Origin of the sequence: Burkholderia sp. SIMBA_051 (assembly GCF_046534915.1) — a bacterium.
Lineage (GTDB): Bacteria > Pseudomonadota > Gammaproteobacteria > Burkholderiales > Burkholderiaceae > Burkholderia > Burkholderia ambifaria.
The window spans coordinates 107,771-127,346 of sequence record NZ_JAWRXS010000017.1; the positions used below are offsets into that span (position 1 = coordinate 107,771).

The 19,576-nt window shown below is 69.1% G+C and carries 15 protein-coding genes and 1 pseudogene; 9 read left to right on the forward strand and 7 right to left on the reverse strand.

The window, feature by feature from the left end; translation table 11 throughout:
- Positions 1-137: 137 nt before the first annotated feature.
- The 3 genes from SB771_RS31765 to SB771_RS31775 form a co-directional block, all read right to left on the reverse strand.
- Positions 138-491 carry a DUF4148 domain-containing protein gene (locus SB771_RS31765; RefSeq protein ID WP_011656259.1) on the reverse strand — a complete coding sequence of 118 codons (354 nt, stop codon included), beginning with the start codon at positions 489-491 and terminating at the stop codon, positions 138-140.
- A 324-nt stretch (positions 492-815) separates the two neighbouring features.
- Positions 816-1,085 carry a hypothetical protein gene (locus SB771_RS31770; protein ID WP_012363336.1) on the reverse strand — a complete coding sequence of 90 codons (270 nt, stop codon included), beginning with the start codon at positions 1,083-1,085 and terminating at the stop codon, positions 816-818.
- Positions 1,086-1,185: 100 nt separating this feature from the next.
- Positions 1,186-2,292: a substrate-binding domain-containing protein gene (locus SB771_RS31775; protein WP_175661009.1), complete on the reverse strand. Its 1,107-nt coding sequence runs from the start codon at positions 2,290-2,292 to the stop codon at positions 1,186-1,188.
- 131 nt (positions 2,293-2,423) lie between these two features.
- On the opposite strand from SB771_RS31775, the gene SB771_RS31780 reads away from it, so the two are divergent.
- The 4 genes from SB771_RS31780 to SB771_RS31795 are packed head-to-tail and all read left to right on the forward strand — an operon-like array spanning position 2,424 to position 7,726.
- Positions 2,424-2,924, forward strand: coding sequence for an NAD(P)H-dependent oxidoreductase subunit E (locus SB771_RS31780; protein ID WP_175661008.1), 501 nt, complete (start codon positions 2,424-2,426; stop codon positions 2,922-2,924).
- Complete coding sequence (locus SB771_RS31785) at positions 2,921-4,498, forward strand: formate dehydrogenase beta subunit (RefSeq protein ID WP_175661007.1); 1,578 nt, start codon at positions 2,921-2,923, stop codon at positions 4,496-4,498. Before SB771_RS31780 ends, SB771_RS31785 begins: the two co-directional genes overlap by 4 nt.
- A gap of 17 nt (positions 4,499-4,515) precedes the next feature.
- Positions 4,516-7,467 carry a formate dehydrogenase subunit alpha gene (gene fdhF / locus SB771_RS31790; protein WP_175661006.1) on the forward strand — a complete coding sequence of 984 codons (2,952 nt, stop codon included), beginning with the start codon at positions 4,516-4,518 and terminating at the stop codon, positions 7,465-7,467.
- A 7-nt stretch (positions 7,468-7,474) separates the two neighbouring features.
- Positions 7,475-7,726 (forward strand): formate dehydrogenase subunit delta, encoded by a 252-nt coding sequence (locus SB771_RS31795; RefSeq protein ID WP_006750770.1) that lies wholly within the window; start codon positions 7,475-7,477, stop codon positions 7,724-7,726.
- Positions 7,727-7,734: 8 nt separating this feature from the next.
- Here SB771_RS31795 and SB771_RS31800 read toward each other — a convergent pair whose 3' ends face one another.
- Complete coding sequence (locus SB771_RS31800; protein WP_175661005.1) at positions 7,735-9,387, reverse strand: FAD-dependent monooxygenase; 1,653 nt, start codon at positions 9,385-9,387, stop codon at positions 7,735-7,737.
- Between the two features lie 130 nt (positions 9,388-9,517).
- On the opposite strand from SB771_RS31800, the gene SB771_RS31805 reads away from it, so the two are divergent.
- A complete protein-coding gene (locus SB771_RS31805) occupies positions 9,518-11,356 on the forward strand; it encodes a tetratricopeptide repeat protein (protein WP_410721233.1) in 1,839 nt (612 codons plus the stop codon).
- 75 nt (positions 11,357-11,431) lie between these two features.
- Here the strand turns inward: SB771_RS31805 and SB771_RS31810 are convergent, their stop codons facing one another.
- The 3 genes and pseudogenes from SB771_RS31810 to SB771_RS31820 all read right to left on the reverse strand — a co-directional run bounded on the left by SB771_RS31810 (position 11,432) and on the right by SB771_RS31820 (position 14,947).
- Positions 11,432-12,730, reverse strand: a complete 1,299-nt coding sequence (locus SB771_RS31810) for an MFS transporter (RefSeq protein ID WP_175661003.1) — start codon at positions 12,728-12,730, stop codon at positions 11,432-11,434.
- Between the two features lie 459 nt (positions 12,731-13,189).
- A pseudogene (locus SB771_RS31815) lies at positions 13,190-13,610 on the reverse strand (DUF2968 domain-containing protein); the annotation flags it as partial.
- Between the two features lie 116 nt (positions 13,611-13,726).
- Positions 13,727-14,947 (reverse strand): gamma-glutamyl-gamma-aminobutyrate hydrolase family protein, encoded by a 1,221-nt coding sequence (locus SB771_RS31820; RefSeq protein WP_175661002.1) that lies wholly within the window; start codon positions 14,945-14,947, stop codon positions 13,727-13,729.
- 269 nt (positions 14,948-15,216) lie between these two features.
- On the opposite strand from SB771_RS31820, the gene SB771_RS31825 reads away from it, so the two are divergent.
- From SB771_RS31825 to xdhC, 4 genes are all read left to right on the forward strand, one after another.
- On the forward strand, positions 15,217-15,897 hold the full coding sequence (locus tag SB771_RS31825) for a GntR family transcriptional regulator (RefSeq protein WP_126227343.1): 681 nt from the start codon (positions 15,217-15,219) through the stop codon (positions 15,895-15,897).
- 7 nt (positions 15,898-15,904) lie between these two features.
- On the forward strand, positions 15,905-17,281 hold the full coding sequence (locus tag SB771_RS31830; RefSeq protein WP_175661001.1) for an amidase: 1,377 nt from the start codon (positions 15,905-15,907) through the stop codon (positions 17,279-17,281).
- A gap of 133 nt (positions 17,282-17,414) precedes the next feature.
- A complete protein-coding gene (locus SB771_RS31835) occupies positions 17,415-17,927 on the forward strand; it encodes a disulfide bond formation protein B (protein WP_175661000.1) in 513 nt (170 codons plus the stop codon).
- A gap of 626 nt (positions 17,928-18,553) precedes the next feature.
- On the forward strand, positions 18,554-19,558 hold the full coding sequence (gene xdhC, locus SB771_RS31840; RefSeq protein WP_175660999.1) for a xanthine dehydrogenase accessory protein XdhC: 1,005 nt from the start codon (positions 18,554-18,556) through the stop codon (positions 19,556-19,558).
- Positions 19,559-19,576: the final 18 nt, after the last annotated feature.

Consider the following 19,576-nt stretch of genomic DNA (forward strand, 5'->3'; position numbering starts at 1 on the left):
CCGGGCGGGCCGGGCGGAATGCCGCCGGTATGCCGGCGGCAGGAGGTAACGGATGCTCGGTACCGCCGGGCACCGCGGCGGGCGCGCAACGTGTCGTCGTTGCGCCGCCCGCGCAGCGTCATCCGGTGATGCGCCGCTTAGCTGCCGCGATACAGCGACTTCATTTCTTCGGCGCTGGCCGGGCGCACGCCGATCGCACGCGAGCCCGATGCCGATGCGCCCTGCGCTTGGGCGCCATAGCCGCTGGCATCGGCGCCTTGCGCCTGGGCAAGCGCGCTGCGTTGCTGCTCGGCGACGCGCGCAGTGGCTGCCTGGATGGCTTCCGGATAGTGCGGATCTTCGCCGCGGGCGGTGTTGTAACCGGCCTGCTGGAGCTGAACCAGTTCGGCGCGAACTTGTGCGCGGGTGAGTGCCGAGCCGGGCTGCGCGAACGACACGACCGGGGCGACGAGAGCGGCAGCAACGACAACGGCTTGAACGAGCGACTTCATGATGACCTACCTCCAGATTTGTCTGATTTCGCGGTGAACACCCGTTCATCGCTGACAGATCGAAGTTTATGTAGGCGCGTGCTTAAGAATAAGGCAGGTTTCAGGAAGACATCCTTCCTGGATTAAGGGTTAACCCTAGATCTATGAATTCGACATTCGGCCGCTCCGGCGCCGGATGCTCAGGCTCGACCACAACGTACGTGCCGCAAAAAACACGGCCCCGCGAAGCAGCAAGCTTCGCGGGGCCCGGAGACAACCGCCCGATCTCATGCGGTTATCGGCAACGCGCTCGCGGCGGCAGCGATGCTGCACGCCGGCGCGAGCTTACTGGGTGTCGAGCGGGCACTTCAGGTTGCAGCCGTTCGGGTCACCCAGATCGCCCTTGCGGCGCAACGCCGACTTCTTGCCGTTCTGGTATTTCTGCGACGGTGCTGACGCTGCGAACGGCATCTGCGGATGCTCGGCCAGGCGGAACTGTTCGCTCAGGATCCCGCCGGGCACGCCGGGAGAATTCTGCGCAAACGCAAACGGCGAAACAGCGACCAGAAGCCCCGCGGTCAACGCTGCCGCGGCAAGGGGAACGGAAAATTTCATGGCGGGATGACGCCTGAACGGCGTGCTTGTTGGGACGTTGATCAAGCGGCAAGCGTAGCGCAAATCCCCCGCTGTTGCAGCGCGCTTCGCACGCTTGCCGTTACCGTGCGTTGCCGTCCGGCCCACCCGCCTCGGCCGTGCCCGCGAGCCCGGCCGCGATGCCGGTCAGCGTCCCGCACGCGGCCGGATCGTAGCCATCGAGATGCGCGACGCGCTCGACGAAGCGCGCATCGCGCAGCAAGGCCAGCACGCCGGCGAGCGGGTGCGAGTCGAGCCGCGCGCGTTCGCACGCAAAGTAATAGTCCTCGTCGACGACGGGGATGAAATCGAGCCCGAAATGATGGGCGGCCGGCTCGACGCCGAAGCCGAGATCGGCCATCCCGCTCGCGACGAACGCGGCGATCGCCGAGTGCGTGAGTTCGGCCGACGCATAGCCGTCGATACGCTCGGGATCGATGCCGATCGCGCGCAACGCGAGATCGAGCAGCATGCGCGTGCCCGACCCCGGCTGCCGGTTCACGAAGCGAATGTCGTTGCGCGCGAGATCGGCGAGCCCACGGATCTGCTTCGGGTTGCCGCGCGGCACGAACAGCCCCTGCTGGCGACGCGTCAGATGAATCAGCACGTGACGCGTGTCGTCGAGCCACGGCCGGTAGATCTGCGCGCACTGCTCGCGAAACGCGCCGCGCGGCAGATGGAACCCGGCCAGCTCGCATTCGCCGCGCGCGAGCGCCTGCACGGCCTCGACGCTCTCGCGATACTTGATGTCGACGGCTGCCTGCGCATCGACGAGCGCGGAAACGAGCGCCGCGACCGCGTAGCCGTGCGATGCATGGATGCGCACGGCGCCGTCGCGTTGCGCGAGCCGCCGGTTCAGGTCGCTCGCCACCTCGGCCGCCAAGGTGCGCAGGTTCCCGTCGAGACGGCTGCGCGCAAGGCGCTGCGCGTCGACGACCGCCTGCCCCAGTTCCGACAGCGTCGATCCCTTGCCGCGCGCGGTTTCGATCAGCTCGCCGCCGACGCACGACTCCAGCGCCCGCAGCAGCCCCCACGCGTGCCGATACGACAGCCCTTTCGCCTGCGCGGCCTGCGCGATGCTGCCCGTCTCGGCCACGAGTTCGAGCAAAGGCGCGACGTCCGACAGGCTCGCGGTGCGGCCCTCCGTGTCGCGTACGGTCAGATACGCGTCGCATTCAATTCGAATCAATTATGCACTCCGATTTCCTATTGCGACTGCGAAATCTTCCGCTTATCGTTGGGGAAAATCAATCAGTACGAAGTCCTGCTGCGCACTATATGCATTCGCAGCGCATATGAGACTTTGGAGGAGCATAAGCGATGTCCCCGAATTCCCCTGCGCCCGACGGGCTCGTCGAGCGCCATGCGCGCGCCGGCCGCTCGCTCGTCGCGATCCTGCACGCGATCCAGGACGACGCCGGCTACGTGCCGGCCGGCTGCGTTGCGCCGCTCGCGAAGGCACTGAACCTGTCGCGCGCGGAAGTGCACGGCGTGCTCACCTACTATCACCACTTCCGCACCGCGCCGCCCGCGCGCGTGACGATCCAGATGTGCCGCGCCGAGGCGTGCCGCAGCATGGGCTGCGAAACGCTGGCGGCGCACGCGGAAGCGCGCACGGGCTGCCGGTTCGACGCCGCGCACGGCGATGGCGCCACTGCGCACGCGCCGGGCGACGTCGCGCTCGAATCGGTCTACTGCCTGGGGCTGTGCGCACAATCGCCGTCGATGACGGTCAACGGCGTGCTGCACGCGAAGGTCACGCCCGAGAAGTTCGACGCGCTGCTCGCCGACGCGGCCGCCCACGCCCCGGAGGCCGCATGACGACCCGCATCTACGTTCCGCGCGATTCGTCCGCACTGGCGCTCGGCGCCGACACCCTTGCCGCCGCGATCGTCGCGGAAGCCGGGCGGCGCGGCGTCGCGATCGAACTGGTCCGCAACGGTACGCGCGGCTTGCTGTGGCTCGAGCCGCTCGTCGAGGTCGGCACGGCCGCCGGGCGCGTCGGCTACGCGAACCTGTCGGCCGCCGACGTGCCCGCGCTGTTCGACGCGAACTGGCTCGACGGCGGCACGCATCCGAGCGGCGTCGGCCTCGTCGATGCGCTGCCCTATCTCGCGCGCCAGCAGCGGCTCACGTTCGCGCGCATCGGCCTGACCGATCCGCTGTCGATCGACGACTACCTGAAGCACGACGGCCTCGCCGGCCTGAAGAACGCGCTCGCGCTCGACGGCGACGCTGCGTGCGAGACGCTGATCGAATCGGGGCTGCGCGGCCGCGGCGGCGCGGCCTTCCCGGCCGGCATCAAGTGGCGCACGGTCCGGCAGGCCAGCGCGACACAGAAGTACATCGTCTGCAACGCGGACGAAGGCGATTCGGGCACGTTCTCCGATCGCCTGATCATGGAAAGCGATCCGTACTGCCTGATCGAAGGGATGATCATCGCGGGCATCGCGACGGGCGCGACGCTCGGCTACATCTACGTGCGCAGCGAATATCCGCACGCGATCGCGGCACTCGAAACCGCGATCGTGCGTGCCCGTGAAGCCGGCTGGCTCGGCGAGCACGTGCTCGGCTCCGCGCATGCGTTCGACCTGCACGTCGCGAAGGGCGCCGGTTCGTACGTGTGCGGCGAGGAAACGGCACTGCTCGAATCGCTCGAAGGCAAGCGCGGCGTCGTGCGCGCGAAGCCGCCGCTGCCTGCGCTCGCCGGCCTGTTCGGCCAGCCGACCGTGATCAACAACGTGATCACGCTCGCGACCGCGCCGGTGATCTTCGCGCGCGGCGCCCCGTTCTATCGCGACTACGGGATGGGCCGCTCGCGCGGCACGCTGCCGTTCCAGCTCGCGGGCAATATCCGCCACGGCGGGCTCGTCGAGCTCGCGTTCGGCGTCACGCTGCGCGAGCTGCTGTTCGACTACGGCGGCGGCACGGCAAGCGGCCGGCCCGCGCGCGCGGCCCAGGTCGGCGGCCCGCTCGGCACCTATCTGCCCGAACACCAGTGGGACGTGCCGCTCGACTACGAGGCCTATACGGCCATCGGCGCGGTCGTCGGCCACGGCGGCATCGTGCTGCACGACGACACGTCGAATCTCGCGGAGCTCGCCGAATACGCGATGAAGTTCTGCGCGATCGAATCGTGCGGCAAGTGCACGCCGTGCCGGATCGGATCGACGCGCGGCGTCGAGACGATCGCACGCATTCGCGAAGGCGACACGTCGGAGCGCCAGGTCACGCTGCTGCGCGACCTGTGCGACACGATGCTCGCCGGCTCGCTGTGCGCGATGGGCGGGATGACACCGTACCCGGTGCTGTCCGCGCTCGATCATTTCCCCGAAGATTTCGGGCTCGCCGCCGGCAAGCAAGCCGCGTCGGGTCCGGTCAAGGCTGCGGCCTGACCCAGAAGGAGCCCTGCATGTCCCTCGACACGAACAACGTCCGCCAAGGCGGCTGCGGCTCAGGCCAATGCGCGTGCAAGAGCGCCGCCCAGGCGCGCGCCTGCGATCCGTTCGACGATACCGACTACGGCACGCCGCAACGGCATGCCGATACCGACGTCACGCTCGAAATCGACGGCCAGCCGGTGACGGTGCCGGCCGGCACATCGGTGATGCGCGCCGCGATCGAAGCCGGCGTCAACGTGCCCAAGCTCTGCGCGACCGATTCGCTCGAACCGTTCGGCTCGTGCCGTCTGTGCCTCGTCGAAATCGAAGGCCGGCGCGGCTATCCGGCATCGTGCACGACGCCTGCCGAAGCCGGGATGAAGGTGCGCACGCAGTCGGATCGGCTGCAGTCGCTGCGCCGCAACGTGATGGAGCTGTACATCTCCGATCACCCGCTCGACTGCCTCACCTGCCCCGCCAACGGCGACTGCGAACTGCAGGACATGGCGGGCGTCGTCGGCTTGCGCGAAGTGCGCTACGGCTTCGACGGCGCGAATCACCTGCACGAGCAGAAGGACGAATCGAATCCGTACTTCACGTACGATCCGTCGAAGTGCATCGTCTGCAATCGCTGCGTGCGCGCGTGCGAGGAAACCCAAGGCACGTTCGCGCTGACGATCGCCGCGCGCGGCTTCGAATCGCGCGTCGCCGCCGGCGAAAGCGAATCGTTCATGGACTCGGAATGCGTATCGTGCGGCGCGTGCGTCGCCGCCTGCCCGACCGCCACGCTGCAGGAAAAATCCGTCGTCCGGCTCGGCCAGGCCGAGCACTCGGTCGTCACGACCTGCGCGTACTGCGGCGTCGGCTGCTCGTTCAAGGCCGAGATGAAGGGCACGCAGGTCGTGCGCATGACGCCGCACAAGAACGGCCTCGCGAATGAAGGCCACGCGTGCGTGAAGGGGCGCTTCGCGTGGGGCTACGCGACCCACAAGGATCGCATCACGAAGCCGATGATCCGCGAGAAGATCACCGACCCGTGGCGCGAAGTCAGCTGGGAAGAGGCGCTCACCTACGCGGCGACGCAATTCCGCAAGCTGCAGCAGAAGTACGGCCGCGATTCGATCGGCGGCATCACGTCGTCGCGCTGCACGAACGAGGAAACCTACCTCGTGCAGAAGCTCGTGCGCGCCGCATTCGGCAACAACAACGTCGACACCTGTGCACGCGTGTGCCATTCGCCGACCGGCTATGGCCTGAAGGCGACGCTCGGCGAATCGGCCGGCACGCAGACCTTCGCGTCGGTCGACCACGCCGACGTGATCGTCGTGATGGGTGCGAACCCGACCGACGGCCATCCGGTGTTCGGCTCGCGCCTGAAGCGGCGCATCCGCGAAGGCGCGAAGCTGATCGTGATCGATCCGCGCCGCATCGACGTGGTCGACGGCCCGCACGTGAAGGCCGCGCACCACTTGCAGTTGCGCCCCGGCACCAACGTCGCGATCGTCAACGCGCTCGCGCACGTGATCGTCACCGAAGGGCTCGTCGCCGACGCGTTCGTCGCCGCGCGCTGCGAAGCGCGCGCATTCGAGCAATGGCGCGACTTCGTGTCGCGTGCCGAGAACTCGCCCGAAGCGACCGCCGATGTGACGGGCGTGCCGGCCGAGGTGGTGCGCGAAGCCGCGCGCCTCTATGCGACCGGCGGCAACGCCGCGATCTACTACGGCCTCGGCGTGACCGAACACGCGCAAGGTTCGACGACGGTGATGGGCATCGCGAACCTCGCGATGGCGACCGGCAACATCGGCCGCGAAGGCGTCGGCGTCAATCCGCTGCGCGGCCAGAACAACGTGCAGGGCTCGTGCGACATGGGCTCGTTCCCGCATGAACTGCCCGGGTACCGCCACATCAGCGACGACAGCGTGCGCGCGCTGTTCGAACACGCATGGTCGGCCACGCTGCAACCGGAACCGGGGCTGCGCATCCCGAACATGTTCGACGCGGCGCTCGACGGCAGCTTCAAGGGCCTCTACTGTCAGGGCGAGGACATCGTCCAGTCGGACCCGAACACGCAGCACGTCGCCGCCGCGCTGTCGTCGATGGAATGCGTCGTCGTGCAGGACATCTTCCTGAACGAGACCGCGAAATACGCACACGTGCTGCTTCCGGGCTCGACGTTCCTCGAGAAGGACGGCACGTTCACGAACGCGGAGCGCCGCATCTCGCGCGTGCGCAAGGTGATGCCGCCGCTCGCGGGCTACGCGGACTGGGAAGTGACGCTGCTGCTGTCGCAGGCGCTCGGCTACGACATGCACTACACGCATCCGTCGGAAATCATGGACGAGATCGCGCGGCTCACGCCGACCTTCTCGGGCGTGTCGTACGCGAAGCTCGACGCGCTCGGCAGTATCCAGTGGCCTTGCAACGACCAGGCGCCGGACGGCACGCCGACGATGCACATCGACGCGTTCGTGCGTGGCAAGGGCCGCTTCGTGATCACGCAGTTCATTCCGACGCCGGAAAAGGTCACGCAGCGCTATCCGCTGATCCTGACCACGGGCCGCATCCTGTCGCAATACAACGTCGGTGCGCAGACGCGCCGGACCGAGAACGTCCAGTGGCACGAAGAGGACCGCCTCGAGATCCATCCGCACGACGCGGAAGATCGCGGGATCCGGACCGGCGACTGGGTCGGCATCGAATCGCGGGCGGGCCAGACGGTGTTGCGCGCGCTCGTGTCCGATCGCATGCAGCCGGGTGTGGTGTACACGACGTTCCACTTCCCCGAATCGGGCGCGAACGTGATCACGACGGACAGCTCCGACTGGGCGACGAACTGCCCCGAATACAAGGTCACGGCCGTGCAGGTGATGCCGGTTGCGCAGCCGTCCGACTGGCAGCGTGCGTACGCGCGCTTCAACTCGGAGCAGCTCGACCTGCTCAAGCGCCGCGCAGCCGCGCCGGCCGCCGTGACGACGGGCAAGTGAGGACGCGATGGACAACGGACACCTGATCGACATGGCCAACCAGATCGGCGCTTTCTTCGAATCGATGCCCGATCGCGAAGAAGCGCTGACCGGAATCGCCGAGCATATCCGGCGCTTCTGGGAACCGCGGATGCGTCGTGCGTTGCTCGCCGCGCTCGACGACCCGTCGAGCGAAGCCGCCCAACGCGCGGCGCCGATCGTGCTCGCCGCGATCGCCGCGCACCGCGCATCGCTCGTGCCGGCCGCAGTCTCCGCCTGAGCGCCCCGCTACGCGGGCAGCGACATGCCCGCGAACCAGCTTTCGCAGTGGCGCAGCAGCGCGTTCGCGTCGGTGGCGGTACGGCCGCGCGCCGCGATGTAACCATCGGGCCGCAGCAGGTAGAACGACGGCCGCGAGCGGCCGTATGCCTGCGCCAGCCCGTCCTCGCCGTCGCTTTCGGCATCGGCGACGCGCCAAATCCGCACCGCGCCCGGCATGATCCGCTCCAGCCCCTGCGCGAGCGCCCGCGCATCCGCGGGCATCGGCGGCACGCCGTTCGCATCGCCCGCTTCGACGCCTGCCGGCTCCTCGAGCAGCAGCAGCGTGAAGCTCGCCGGGTCGTGCAGGTCGTATAGCCGCGCGGTGCCGGGTGCCCGCCCGAGCGGCCCGTCGACCACATGCACGAGCGCGTCCGGCGCACGCTCGCCTGCGCGCGGCCCGCCGTCGAGCACGCGCTCGAGCGTGAGCGGGCTTTTCCGGTATTGCACGCCAAGCTCGCTGACGGTGCGCCGCACCGCGTCGCGCACCGGCCCGAACGTCGCCAGCAGCGGCACGACGTGATCGCGCAGCAGCTTCATCGCGCCGTGATCGGCTTCGACGATCTGCGTGACGAGGCCCGTCTGCCGCAATACGTCACGCTCGATCGGATGGCGCTCCGCGTGATACGTGTCGAGCAGCCGCTCCGGCGTGCCGCCGCCAAGCACGCGCGCGAGCTTCCAGCCGAGATTGAACGCTTCCTGCATGCCCGTGTTCATGCCCTGCGCGCCTGCCGGGCTGTGAACGTGCGCGGCGTCGCCCGCGAAGAACACGCGCCCGTGACGCAGCCGGGCGACCATCCGGCTGTGCAGCCGGAAATACGACGACCACGCGAGGTCGCTCGGCGCGATCGACGCACCGACACGGGCGCGCACGATCGCCTCGCATTGCGCGAGCGACGGTGGCGGCGCATCGGGAGATGCATCGCCAGGCGGCCGGTCGGCGACGAGCCGGTAGCGGCCGCCGCCCATCGGGAACAGCCCCGCGATGCCGTCGGGCGTCGTGAACAGGTGGATCTCCTCTTCCGGCCAGTCGGGTATCGCCGAGAAATCGGCGAGCAGGAAGGTCTGCTCGAACGCTTGCCCGGCGAAGCCGAGGCCAAGCAGATGGCGCACCGTGCTGTGCGCGCCGTCGGCGGCGATCAGGTACGACGGCGCGAACGATTGTTCACGCCCGTCGGCGCCGCGGATCGTCACGTCGAGCGACGTGCCGCCCGCGTCGCACGCCGTGAGCGTGACGCCGCGTTCGACCGTCACGCCGAGGCCGGCCAGGTGCTCGGCGAGCAGCTGCTCGGTGATGCTCTGGTCGAGAAACAGCAGGTACGGATAGCGAGTTTGCAGCGGATCGAAATCGAGCCGCGCGATCACGCGGCCGCCCGCATGCAGCGCGGCCGCGTGCGCGCGATGCCCCAGCACGAGAAACGGTTCGACCGCGCGATGCTGCTCCAGCATTTCGAGCGTGCGCGCCTGGATGCCGATCGCACGCGAATACGGGGCGGGCGTGGTGAGCCGGTCGATGATGCGTACCGGCACGCGGGCACGCGCGAGACTCATTGCGGCGGCAAGGCCGGTCGGGCCTGCGCCGACGATCAGCACGGGCGGGATGTCGAGCAGTGTGTCAGCCATGAGCACCTCGATGACACGCGATCCTGCAAGTCTACGCCGCTCCGCGTGACGGGGCCATATGCCGACCGGCCAATCTGGGGCGCCCGCGCGCAGTGTGGGAAAATACGCGCTTTCCGCCAGTTTTCGCGTCATGGATTCCGCATTCGACCGAGCGTACGCCGCGCACCGCGCGGGCCGCCTCGCCGAGGCCGAGCACGGCTATCGTGCCGCGCTCGGCACCAATCCCGCCGACGCCGACGCGCTGCATCTGTTCGGCGTGCTGCGGCATCAGCAGGGCCAGCATGCCGAGGCAGCCGATCTCGTCGGGCGTGCGGTCGAATTGCGCCCGGGCGACGCCGCGCTGCAGCTCAATCTCGGCAACGCGCTGAAGGCGCTCGGCCGGCTCGACGAAGCGATCGAGCGGTTTCGCAACGCGCTGACGCTCGCGCCCGAATTCCCGCTCGCGCACTACAACCTCGGTAACGCGTACGCGGCGCTGCAGCGCCACGAAGATGCCGTCGACGCATTCGGCCGCGCACTTCGGCTCACGCCCGACGACGCATCGATCCACAACAATCTCGGCAACGCGCTGAATGCGCTCGGCCGCCACGACGATGCGCTCGCCGCGTTCCATCGCGCACTCGAGCTGCGGCCCGGACATGCCGGCGCGCACAACAATCTCGCGATGGCGCTGAACGCGATGGGCCGGGCCGACGACGCAATCGCGCACTTCCAGGCGGCGATCGCCGCGCAGCCGCGCTTCGTCGCCGCGCACTTCAATCTCGGCAACACGTTCGAGGCGCTCGGCCGTCACGGCGAAGCCGCAGCGGCGTTCGAAGCCGCGCTCGCGCTGCACCCGCCGTTCCCGCTCGCCCTGTTCGGGCTCGCGAACGCGCTGTGCGCGCTCGGGCGCCAGCGCGAAGCGCTGCCCTACTACGAACGCGCGGTCGGCCTCGATCCGTCGTTCAGTCTCGCGTGGCTGAACCTCGGCAATGCGCATCACGCACTCGGCGCGCACGAAATGGCGCTGCGCGCGTTCGACCAGGCGCTGCGCGTCGCGCCCGACCTGAAGCTCGCGCAACTGCACCGCGCGGTCACGCTACTGACGCTGGGCGACTTCACACGCGGCCTGCCCGCGTACGAAACGCGTCACGACACGCCGGGCGCGACGCCGCTCGGCACGCTGCCGCGCTGGCAAGGCGAGCCGATTGCGTCGCACACGCTGCTGATCCGCGCGGAACAGGGCTTCGGCGACACGCTGCAGTTCGTCCGCTTCGTGCCGCTGGTCCGCGCGCGCTGCGCGCGCGTCGTGCTCGAAGTGCAGCCGGAGCTCGTCGCGCTGCTCGCGCCGGCGGCGGCGCGCTGGCGCGTGACGCTCGTCGCGCAGGGCGCGGCGAAGCCGCCGGCGGCAGACATCGCGTGCACGCTGATGAGCCTGCCTTTCCTGCTCGGTCTGCAGCCGTCCGACATCGTCGCGGGCAAGCGTTACCTCGATGCGCCGGACAGCGCGCGCCGGCGCTTTCGCGGCTCGCTCGGCGGCCAGTCGAAGCGCAAGTTCGGCCTCGCGTGGTCGGGGCGCCGTCAGGCACAGGAAAACCGCTCGATGCCGTTCGACGCGCTCGCACCGCTGCTCGCGCTGCCGGACATCGACTGGGTCGTGCTGCAGCCCGCGCTCGACGAAGACGAACGGGCGCGCGTCGACGCGCATCCGCGCGTGCATCACCTCGACGGGCGGCTGAACGACTTCGCCGACACGGCCGCGCTGATCGAACGGCTCGACGGCGTCGTCACGATCGATACGGCCGTCGCGCATCTGGCGGGCGCGCTCGGCAAGCCGCTGTGGATCATGCTGCCGTTCGCGCCCGACTGGCGCTGGTTCACCGGCGACGACTGTCCGTGGTATCCGCACGCCAAGCTGGCCCGCCAGTCTGCACCGGGACAATGGCTCGACGTGGCGGCGACGGTCGCCGACGCGCTGCGCGCCGCGTGAATTCCGAACGCCGATGAGAAAAGGGAGCGCGGCGCGCTCCCTTGTTTCACCTGCCGTGGCGCGGTGCAGACGGCGTCAGGCCGCCTTGTACTGGTTGCGCGCCTCGCGCGTGCGATACAGCACGAGCGTCGCGATCAGCCCGCAAAGCGCCGCGACGCTCAGCCACAGCCCCGGTGCGGCCTTGTTGCCGGTCTGGTGAATCAGCAACGTCGAGATCGCCGGCGTGAACCCGCCGATCGTCGTCGCGAGGCTGTACGCGAGCGAGAAGCCGGCGGTGCGCACGTCGACCGGCATCACTTCGGTCAGCGCGACGACCATCGCGCCGTTGTAAGAGCCGTACAGGAACGACAGCCACAGCTCGACCGCCAGCAGCCGCAGGAACGACGGTTCGGCCACGAGCCACAGCACGGCCGGATAGGCCGACAGCAGCGTGAGCACCGTGAACGCGATCAGCACCGGCCGGCGGCCGATGCGATCCGACAGCGCGCCGGACAGCGGCAGCCACACGAGATTGGACAGGCCGACGCAGACGGTCACGACGAGTGCGTCGAGCGACGACAGGTGCAGCACTTCCTTGCCGAACGTCGGCGTGTATGCGGTGATCATGTAGAACGACACCGTCGTCATGATCACCATCCCCATGCCCGCGATCACGACACCCCAGTTCTCGAGCATCGAACGCATGATCTCGCCCATCGTCGGACGGTGACGCTTCGCGAGGAACTCGTCGGTTTCCTTCAGCGAACGACGGATCAGGAACAGGAACGGCACGATCAGGCAGCCGATCAGGAACGGAATGCGCCAGCCCCACGCGGTCATGTCCTCGGCCGGCAGCAGGCGGTTCAGCAGCACGCCGACAAACGCGGCGAACACGACGGCCACCTGCTGGCTGCCCGATTGCCACGACGTATAGAACCCCTTGTGGCCCTTCGTCGCGATCTCCGACAGATAGACCGACACGCCGCCCAGCTCGACGCCCGCGGAAAAGCCCTGCAGCAACCGGCCGAGCAGCACGAGCGCCGGCGCGAGCACGCCGATCGTCGCGTAGCCCGGAACCCCGGCCACCGTCAGCGTGCCGAGCGCCATCAGCCCGAGCGTCAGGATCAGCCCCTTGCGGCGGCCGTGATGGTCGATGTACGCGCCGAGCACGATCGCGCCGACCGGGCGCATCAGGAAGCCCGCGCCGAACACCGACAGCGACAGCATCAGCGACGCGAACGCGTTGCCGCTCGGAAAGTAGGTTTTCGCGATGGCCGACGCGTAATACCCGTAGACCATGAAGTCGTACATTTCCAGGAAGTTGCCGCTGACGACCCGGAACACGGTGCGGACTTTCGATTCCTGCGCGACGGCGTGTGTTGCTGCTGTGGACATGTTGTTCTCTCGGTTCGGATGGCGCGACATCCGCGCCGTGTGAGCCGGCGATACGTGTCGCACCGGTCGGCGCGCACGGACATCGCCACCATCCGGCGGCACGTCGCGCGACGATGCGCACGCCGGCATGGCCCGCAAATGATGCCACGCGAAGCCGACAGTTGCCTTGGAGCGGGCCGGCAGTCGCTGTTGCCGGCCGCGCATCCGGCCCGTGCGGATCGGACGGACCCTGTCGAAAGGCGCATCAAAGTCGGATCGATCCCACCGACCGATCGCCCCGACACGAGTCGCAGCGGCACCCGCGCATCGACTTGCCTCGATCCCGCGTCGCGTCTGTCGCGCCGCCGTCCAACCGACCTGCTTCGCACGCTTCCCGGCTGACGGCACCCAATAAAAAACCCGGCGAAGCAGGCTTCGCCGGGTTTCGTTCGTGCGTCGACACAATGGACCGACCTGTCGTCACTTGCGCGCGGGCAACCCTGTGTCGGCTTGCCGCTGGAGTTGCCGCACCTGCTCCTGCAGATCGCGCAGCTGCACTTGCGCGGCCCGCTTCTCGACCTGCAGCGCCTGCGTCTGCTCCCGCGCCGACTGCTGCCGCTGCGCGACCTCGGCCTCTCTGACTGCGCGCGACGCTCAGATCGGCCTGCAGGTGCTGCGCGCGATTCGCCTGCAGCGCGATCACGCGTTCGAGGAACGTCTTCTGCGCCTGCAGTTCGGTGCGACGGATCTCGACGTCCGCGAGCTGCACCGTCTGCTGGACGAAGTTCGCGTACACCCTCTCCGCGCGGCTCTTCTCCTGCGACTTGATCACGCGCCACAGATGCTTGTCCTGGAACAGCGCGACGTAATACGTCATCTCGCGCTGATCGAACATCAAGACCAACGTCAGACTCCGGCGAACGAATCGGGAGTCGCGATTATCGTTCAAAACGAAACGGCCGCATCTCGAATTTACGGGATGCGGCCGGCCTGCCTGCGACGCGATGCGAGCGCCGGCTACAGGCGCGTTTCGCGTGCCGCGCGCAGGAATGCGTCGAGCAGCGGCGTGCAGTCGAGCAGCTCGGAGCCGCCCGCGCGATGAAACTCGGGGTGCCATTGCACGCCGACGACGAACGGCGCGCGCCGGTAGCGGATGCCTTCGATGATCCCGTCGCCGGCCGACACGGCCTCGATGTTCAGATCGCGGCCGAGATCGCGGATCGCCTGATGGTGGATCGAGTTCACGATCGCTTCGCTGCGCCCGGGAAACATGCTCGCGAGCGTCGACGAGTCGGGAAAGCGGATCGAATGGCGATGCTGGTCGTAATGCTCGCTCACGTGCGGATGCGCGGTCGGCACGTCGGTCGCGATGTCCTGGTACAGCGAGCCGCCGAACGCGACGTTGATCAGCTGGCAGCCGCGGCACACGCCGAGCACCGGCTTGCCGGACTCGACGAACTCGTGAAACAGCTCGAGCTCGTACATGTCGCGCACGCGGTCGCCCGGCCATTCGGGGCGCGCATCCGATGCCGCGTAGGTTTGCGGCGACACGTCGGCGCCGCCTTGCAGCAGCAGGCCGTCGAGATGCTTCGCGTAGTCGCGCAGGCGGATGTTGCTCGGGTGCAGCATCCCCTGGTGGCCGACGGTCGGAATCATGAACACGAGCACGTCGCGCGACATCACCCAGTGCGCGATCGATTCCTCGAGATACTGGAGCGTCTTGCCGCGCAACCCCTTCGCACCCGGCTCCGGATGGAAGATCCGCGCCGACACGCCGATGCGCAACGTGCGCTGCGTGATCCGCTGGCCGGCGCGGTCGAACAGCCGGCGCGCACGCGCCGCGACGATGCGGCCGAACACCGACCATGGCGTGTCGCTGTTCTTCAGGTAAGCCGGCGGCGCATTCTGCGCGCTCGCGGGCGGCGGGCGCGGCGTGTCGAAATCGGGCTGCGCGCCAAAACCGGGCGGCGCGGCACCGGCTTTTGGCGCGGCAGTGGGTTCAGCAGCGGGTTCGGAAGCGGATTCGGCAGCGGGCGTCGTGCCCGCGGCGCCCGGCTCCGACGCCGCCGTGACCGGCGATGCGCCGTCCGCCGCGACATCCTCGGCCGCGGCAGCCTGCGCGCCGGAGGGCTGCGTGGCGGGTACCTCCGGCGCGTGTGCCGGATCGGAACGAGGGGAACGGGAAGACGCGGAAGGGGTGCCGGTCAGACCGGCCGGGGAAGGCGTGGTTTCGCTCATGACGATGGTCTGGTGCGTCGCTCGCGCGTATTTGGATTGACGAGGATTCATTATGCTTCAGTGCACGATCGCGCGGTAAACCTGCAACATCCTGTCGATATTGTTGCAAGTCGTCGCATGCGGCGCCGGACGCGTCTGCTTAAGTCAGCTGGCGGCCTCGAAGGCTCGCCTGGGTGAACTGGACACCAGTGATATATCACAATAATATTCACGAATTGCCCATCTACCCTGATCACCCGCGCCATGATCGTGCTCCAGCCGGCCTCCGCATGAACGCCCTGCCCGATGCCCTACCCGACCGCCCCGCCGCCTCGGCGCTCAGCCTCGCCGAGCGCGCGTACGCGCTGATCCAGCGCGACATCATCACGATGCGCCTGAAGCCCGGCGCCGCGCTCAACGAAGCCGACCTCGTCGCACGCACCGGCATCGGCCGCACGCCGGTCCATCAGGCCGTGCACCGGCTGGTGCTCGAAGGGCTGCTGTCCGTAATGCCGCGCAAGGGGCTGCTGGTGCAGCCGCTGTCGCTCGACGACATCGTTGCGGTGATCGACGTGCGGCGCATCAACGAAGCGCACTGCGTCGAGCTCGCCGCCCGCCATGCGACGCCCGACGATCTCGCCCGCATCGCCGCGCTGCTCGACGACGGGCAGTCGTGCGTCGACACGCACGACGTCGAAGGCATGATGGAGCTCGACCGCGCGTTTCATCAGGCGATCGCCGCGGCCGCACGCAATACGGTGCTCGCGGAGATCCTGCGCGCGCTGCACGAACGCTCGCTGCGCTTCTGGTTCGTGACGCTGTCCGAACCGCACCACCTGTCCGACGTCCAGCGCGAGCACCGCGAACTGGTCGAGCGGCTGTCCGCGCGCGACGCCGCCGGCGCACGCGCGGCCGTCGAGCGCCATATCGATTCGTTTCGCGCCACCCTTGTCCAACATCTTCGCCCCTGAGCCGCCCATGACCACATTCACGCCCTTCCCCCCGCTCGCCCGGCTCGCCGCCGACCTCGCCGCCGGCCGGACCACGAGCCGCGCGCTCGTCGACGTCGCGCTCGAACGGATCGCCGATCCGTCGGGCCAGGGCGCGGCCGTCTTCACCGAAGTCGACGCCGACAACGCGCGCGCGGCCGCCGACGCGCACGATCGGCTGCGTGCCGCCGGCACCGTGCTGTCGCCGCTGGCGGGCATCCCCGTGTCGGTGAAGGACTTGTTCGACGTCGCGGGCCAGGTGACGCGCGCCGGTTCGCGCGTGCTCGACGGCGCGCCGCCCGCGCAGGCCGATGCGGTCGCCGTCGCGCGGCTCAAGCGTGCGGGCGCGGTGCTGGTCGGCCGCACCAACATGAGCGAGTTCGCGTTCTCCGGGCTCGGCCTGAATCCGCACTTCGGCACGCCGCGCTCGCCGTATCACCGCGACGTACCGGGCGACGCACGCATTGCCGGCGGTTCGTCGTCCGGCGCGGCCGCGTCCGTCGCCGACGGGATGGCGGCCGTCGCGCTCGGCACCGACACCGGCGGCTCGATCCGGATTCCGGCCGCGCTGTGCGGGCTCACGGGCTTCAAGCCGACCGCAAGCCGGATTCCGACGCAAGGCGGCGTGCCGCTGTCGACGACCCTCGACTCGTTCGGCCCGATCGGCCTGACGGTTGCCTGCTGCGCGCTCGTCGACCGGATGCTCGCGGGTCTCGAGCCGCACGTGCCGGCCGCGCGGCCGCTCGAAGGCGTGCGGCTCGGCGTGCTGACCAACTATGTGACGGACGGCGTCGACGCCGATGTCGCCGCCGCGCTCGACGCATCGCTGAAACATCTCGAAGCCGCCGGCGCGATCGTCACGGAAGTGCGCTTTTCCGCGCTCGACCGGCTGCCGGACATCAACCGCTTCGGCTTCTCGCCGATCGAGGCCTACGCGTGGCATCGCCCGCTGCTCGCGCAGCACCGCGACCGATACGACCCGCGCGTGCTGTCGCGCATCCTGAAGGGCGAGCCGGCGAGCGCGGCCGACTATCTCGACCTGCTCGCCGCCCGCCAGGCGATGCTGGACGAAGCGGCACACACGGTCTGGTCGCGCTTCGACGCACTCGTCGCCCCGACGGTGCCCGTCGTGCCGCCGCGCATCGCCGAACTCGAAGCGGACGACGCCGTGTTCACGCGCACCAATGCACTGATCCTGCGCAACCCGAGCGCGTTCAACTTCCTCGACGCATGCGCGCTGTCGCTGCCCTGCCATCCGCGCGACGCGGCGCCGGTCGGCCTGATGCTCGCGGCCGCGCCGCATCGCGACGATGCGCTGCTCGCGATCGGCCAGGCGGTCGAGGCCGTGCTGAACACGATCCGGTGACCGCGCAAGCGCAATGACGGTGGACGGGGTGCGGCGGGGTGCCGCACGCGCGCTGTCAGTTTCGTGCCAGATCGTTCGCGCTAAAATCGCGCGATTGTTTATCGGACCGACCAACGACAGGAATCCCGCCGACATGAATGACTCCACGCTCGCACTCCGCCGTGAACGCCGCCTGCTGATGCTGCTCGGCTGGGCGTGCATCGCCTTGCTGGCCGGCGCGCTGTACCTGCAATATGTGAAGAACGAAGATCCGTGCCCGCTGTGCATCATCCAGCGCTACTTCTTCGCGGCGATCGGGATCTTCGCGTTCCTCGCGGCCGGTATCCGCAACTGGCGCGTCATCTGGGTGTTCGAGCTGCTGATCGCGATCGCCGCGGCCGGCGGCGTCGGCACCGCCGCGCGACACCTGTCGATCCAGATGAATCCGGGCTTCAGCTGCGGCTTCGACACGCTGCAGCCGATCGTCGACAGCCTGCCGCCCGCCCAGTGGTTCCCCGGCATGTTCAAGGTGGCCGGCCTGTGCGAGACGGTCTATCCGCCGATTTTCGGCATCCTGCTGCCCGGCTGGGCGCTGATCGGCTTCGCCGTGATCCTGGTCGCCGTCGCGTCGAGCCTCTGGCGCCATCGCCGCAAGCTGGCAGGCTGACCGGTCGGGACCGCGTAGCCGCCCCGTTCGTCCGGCTCCGCCGGCGACGTCCCGCGCGGCCGCACCCTGCCGGCCGCACCTCGCCGGCCACGGCTGGCCGGCCGCGCCTGGCCGGCCGCGCGTAAACACCTAACCCCGCCGCGGCCCGGATTTCCGGGCGAACGCACATCGCACAACATCCACGCGCATGCCCCGCCACGCAAGCGTTTCGGCCCGATGCGCGCGCACCGACGCCCCCGATCCCGCGCGGCGGGCCTATGATCGACATGATCGCTGCCTGATAGCCCGGATCACCGCCCGGTGATGTTCCCGCCGCGTTGCGGTGCTATCTTCGCGACTGGATGGCGATCTACGTGCGCGAGGCCAGGCGGTCTCACCTCCTGCGTAACGCGCGCCCGATCCGCAATGTCGACTGGATTTCTCATGACAACGCACACCATCCGCATCCGTCACCCTCATGGCGTCCGCCCGTCCCGCGGCGTCGTTCGCGCGCGCCCGCGGCGCCCCGCCGCCGCACCGCATCGACCGTGCGGCCGGGCCGCCTCGCTCCCGTCAGTCCTCGTTATCGCCGCACCCGCCAGCGCGCGCCGCGCGTCGTGCCGCGTCGTCGCGAACGGAGCGTGCTGATGGAAGCGTGGATCGGCGATCTGCAGCAATTGCTCGCGCACGGCGAAGCGGCCGTGCTCGTGACGGTCGCGCATACCGACGGCTCCGCGCCGCGCGAGGCCGGCACCAAGATGCTCGTCACGCGCGACATGGCCCGCCATACGATCGGCGGCGGTCATCTGGAATGGAAGGCGATCGAAATCGCGCGGCATCTGCTGAAAGACGGCGCGCACGTGCCCCACGCGCGCAGGCTCGAACGGCTCGCGCTCGGGCCGAGCCTCGGCCAGTGCTGCGGCGGCGCGGTGGTGCTCGCGTTCGAGCGGCTCGATGTCGGCGACCTCGGCTGGATCATGTCGCTCGCGAAGCGCGTCGCGGCCGGCGCCGCGACCGTGCGTAGCGTATCATTCGGCCCCTCGCCGGGCGCGCCGCTGCTGAGCGAGCCCGAATCTTCCGCCGCGCGAGCCGATTGCCTGCTGTGGGAAACCGGCGGCGTGTCGCTGATGACCGAAACGATCGCGCCGTATGCGTTCCCCGTCATGCTGTTCGGCGCCGGACACATCGGCACCGCGCTCGTGAAGGTGCTGGCGACGCTGCCGTGCCACGTGCGCTGGATCGACGGGCCCGCTGCGGCGTTCCCGCCGGCCGAGGCGCTCGCCGGAATCGGCAATCTCGCGATCGACGCGGTGGCCAGCCCGGCCGACGCCGTCGACACGGCGCCGCCGCACGCATACTTCGTCGTGATGACGCACGACCATGCACTCGATTTCGTGCTGGCCGAGCGCATCCTGCGGCGCGGCGACTACGCGTACTTCGGGATGACCGGCTCGCGCACCAAGCGCGTGCAGTTCGATCATCGGCTGGCAGCGATCGGCATCGACCCGGCCCAGGTCGCGCGGATGCGCTGCCCGATCGGCGTCGAAGGCATCATCGACAAGGCGCCCGAAGTCATCGCAATCTCGGTGGCCGCGCAGTTGCTGCAGGCCGTCGAGGCGAACGCACCCGTGCAGGCTTCCCCTACCTTCTGACCGACCAAGAACAACGCC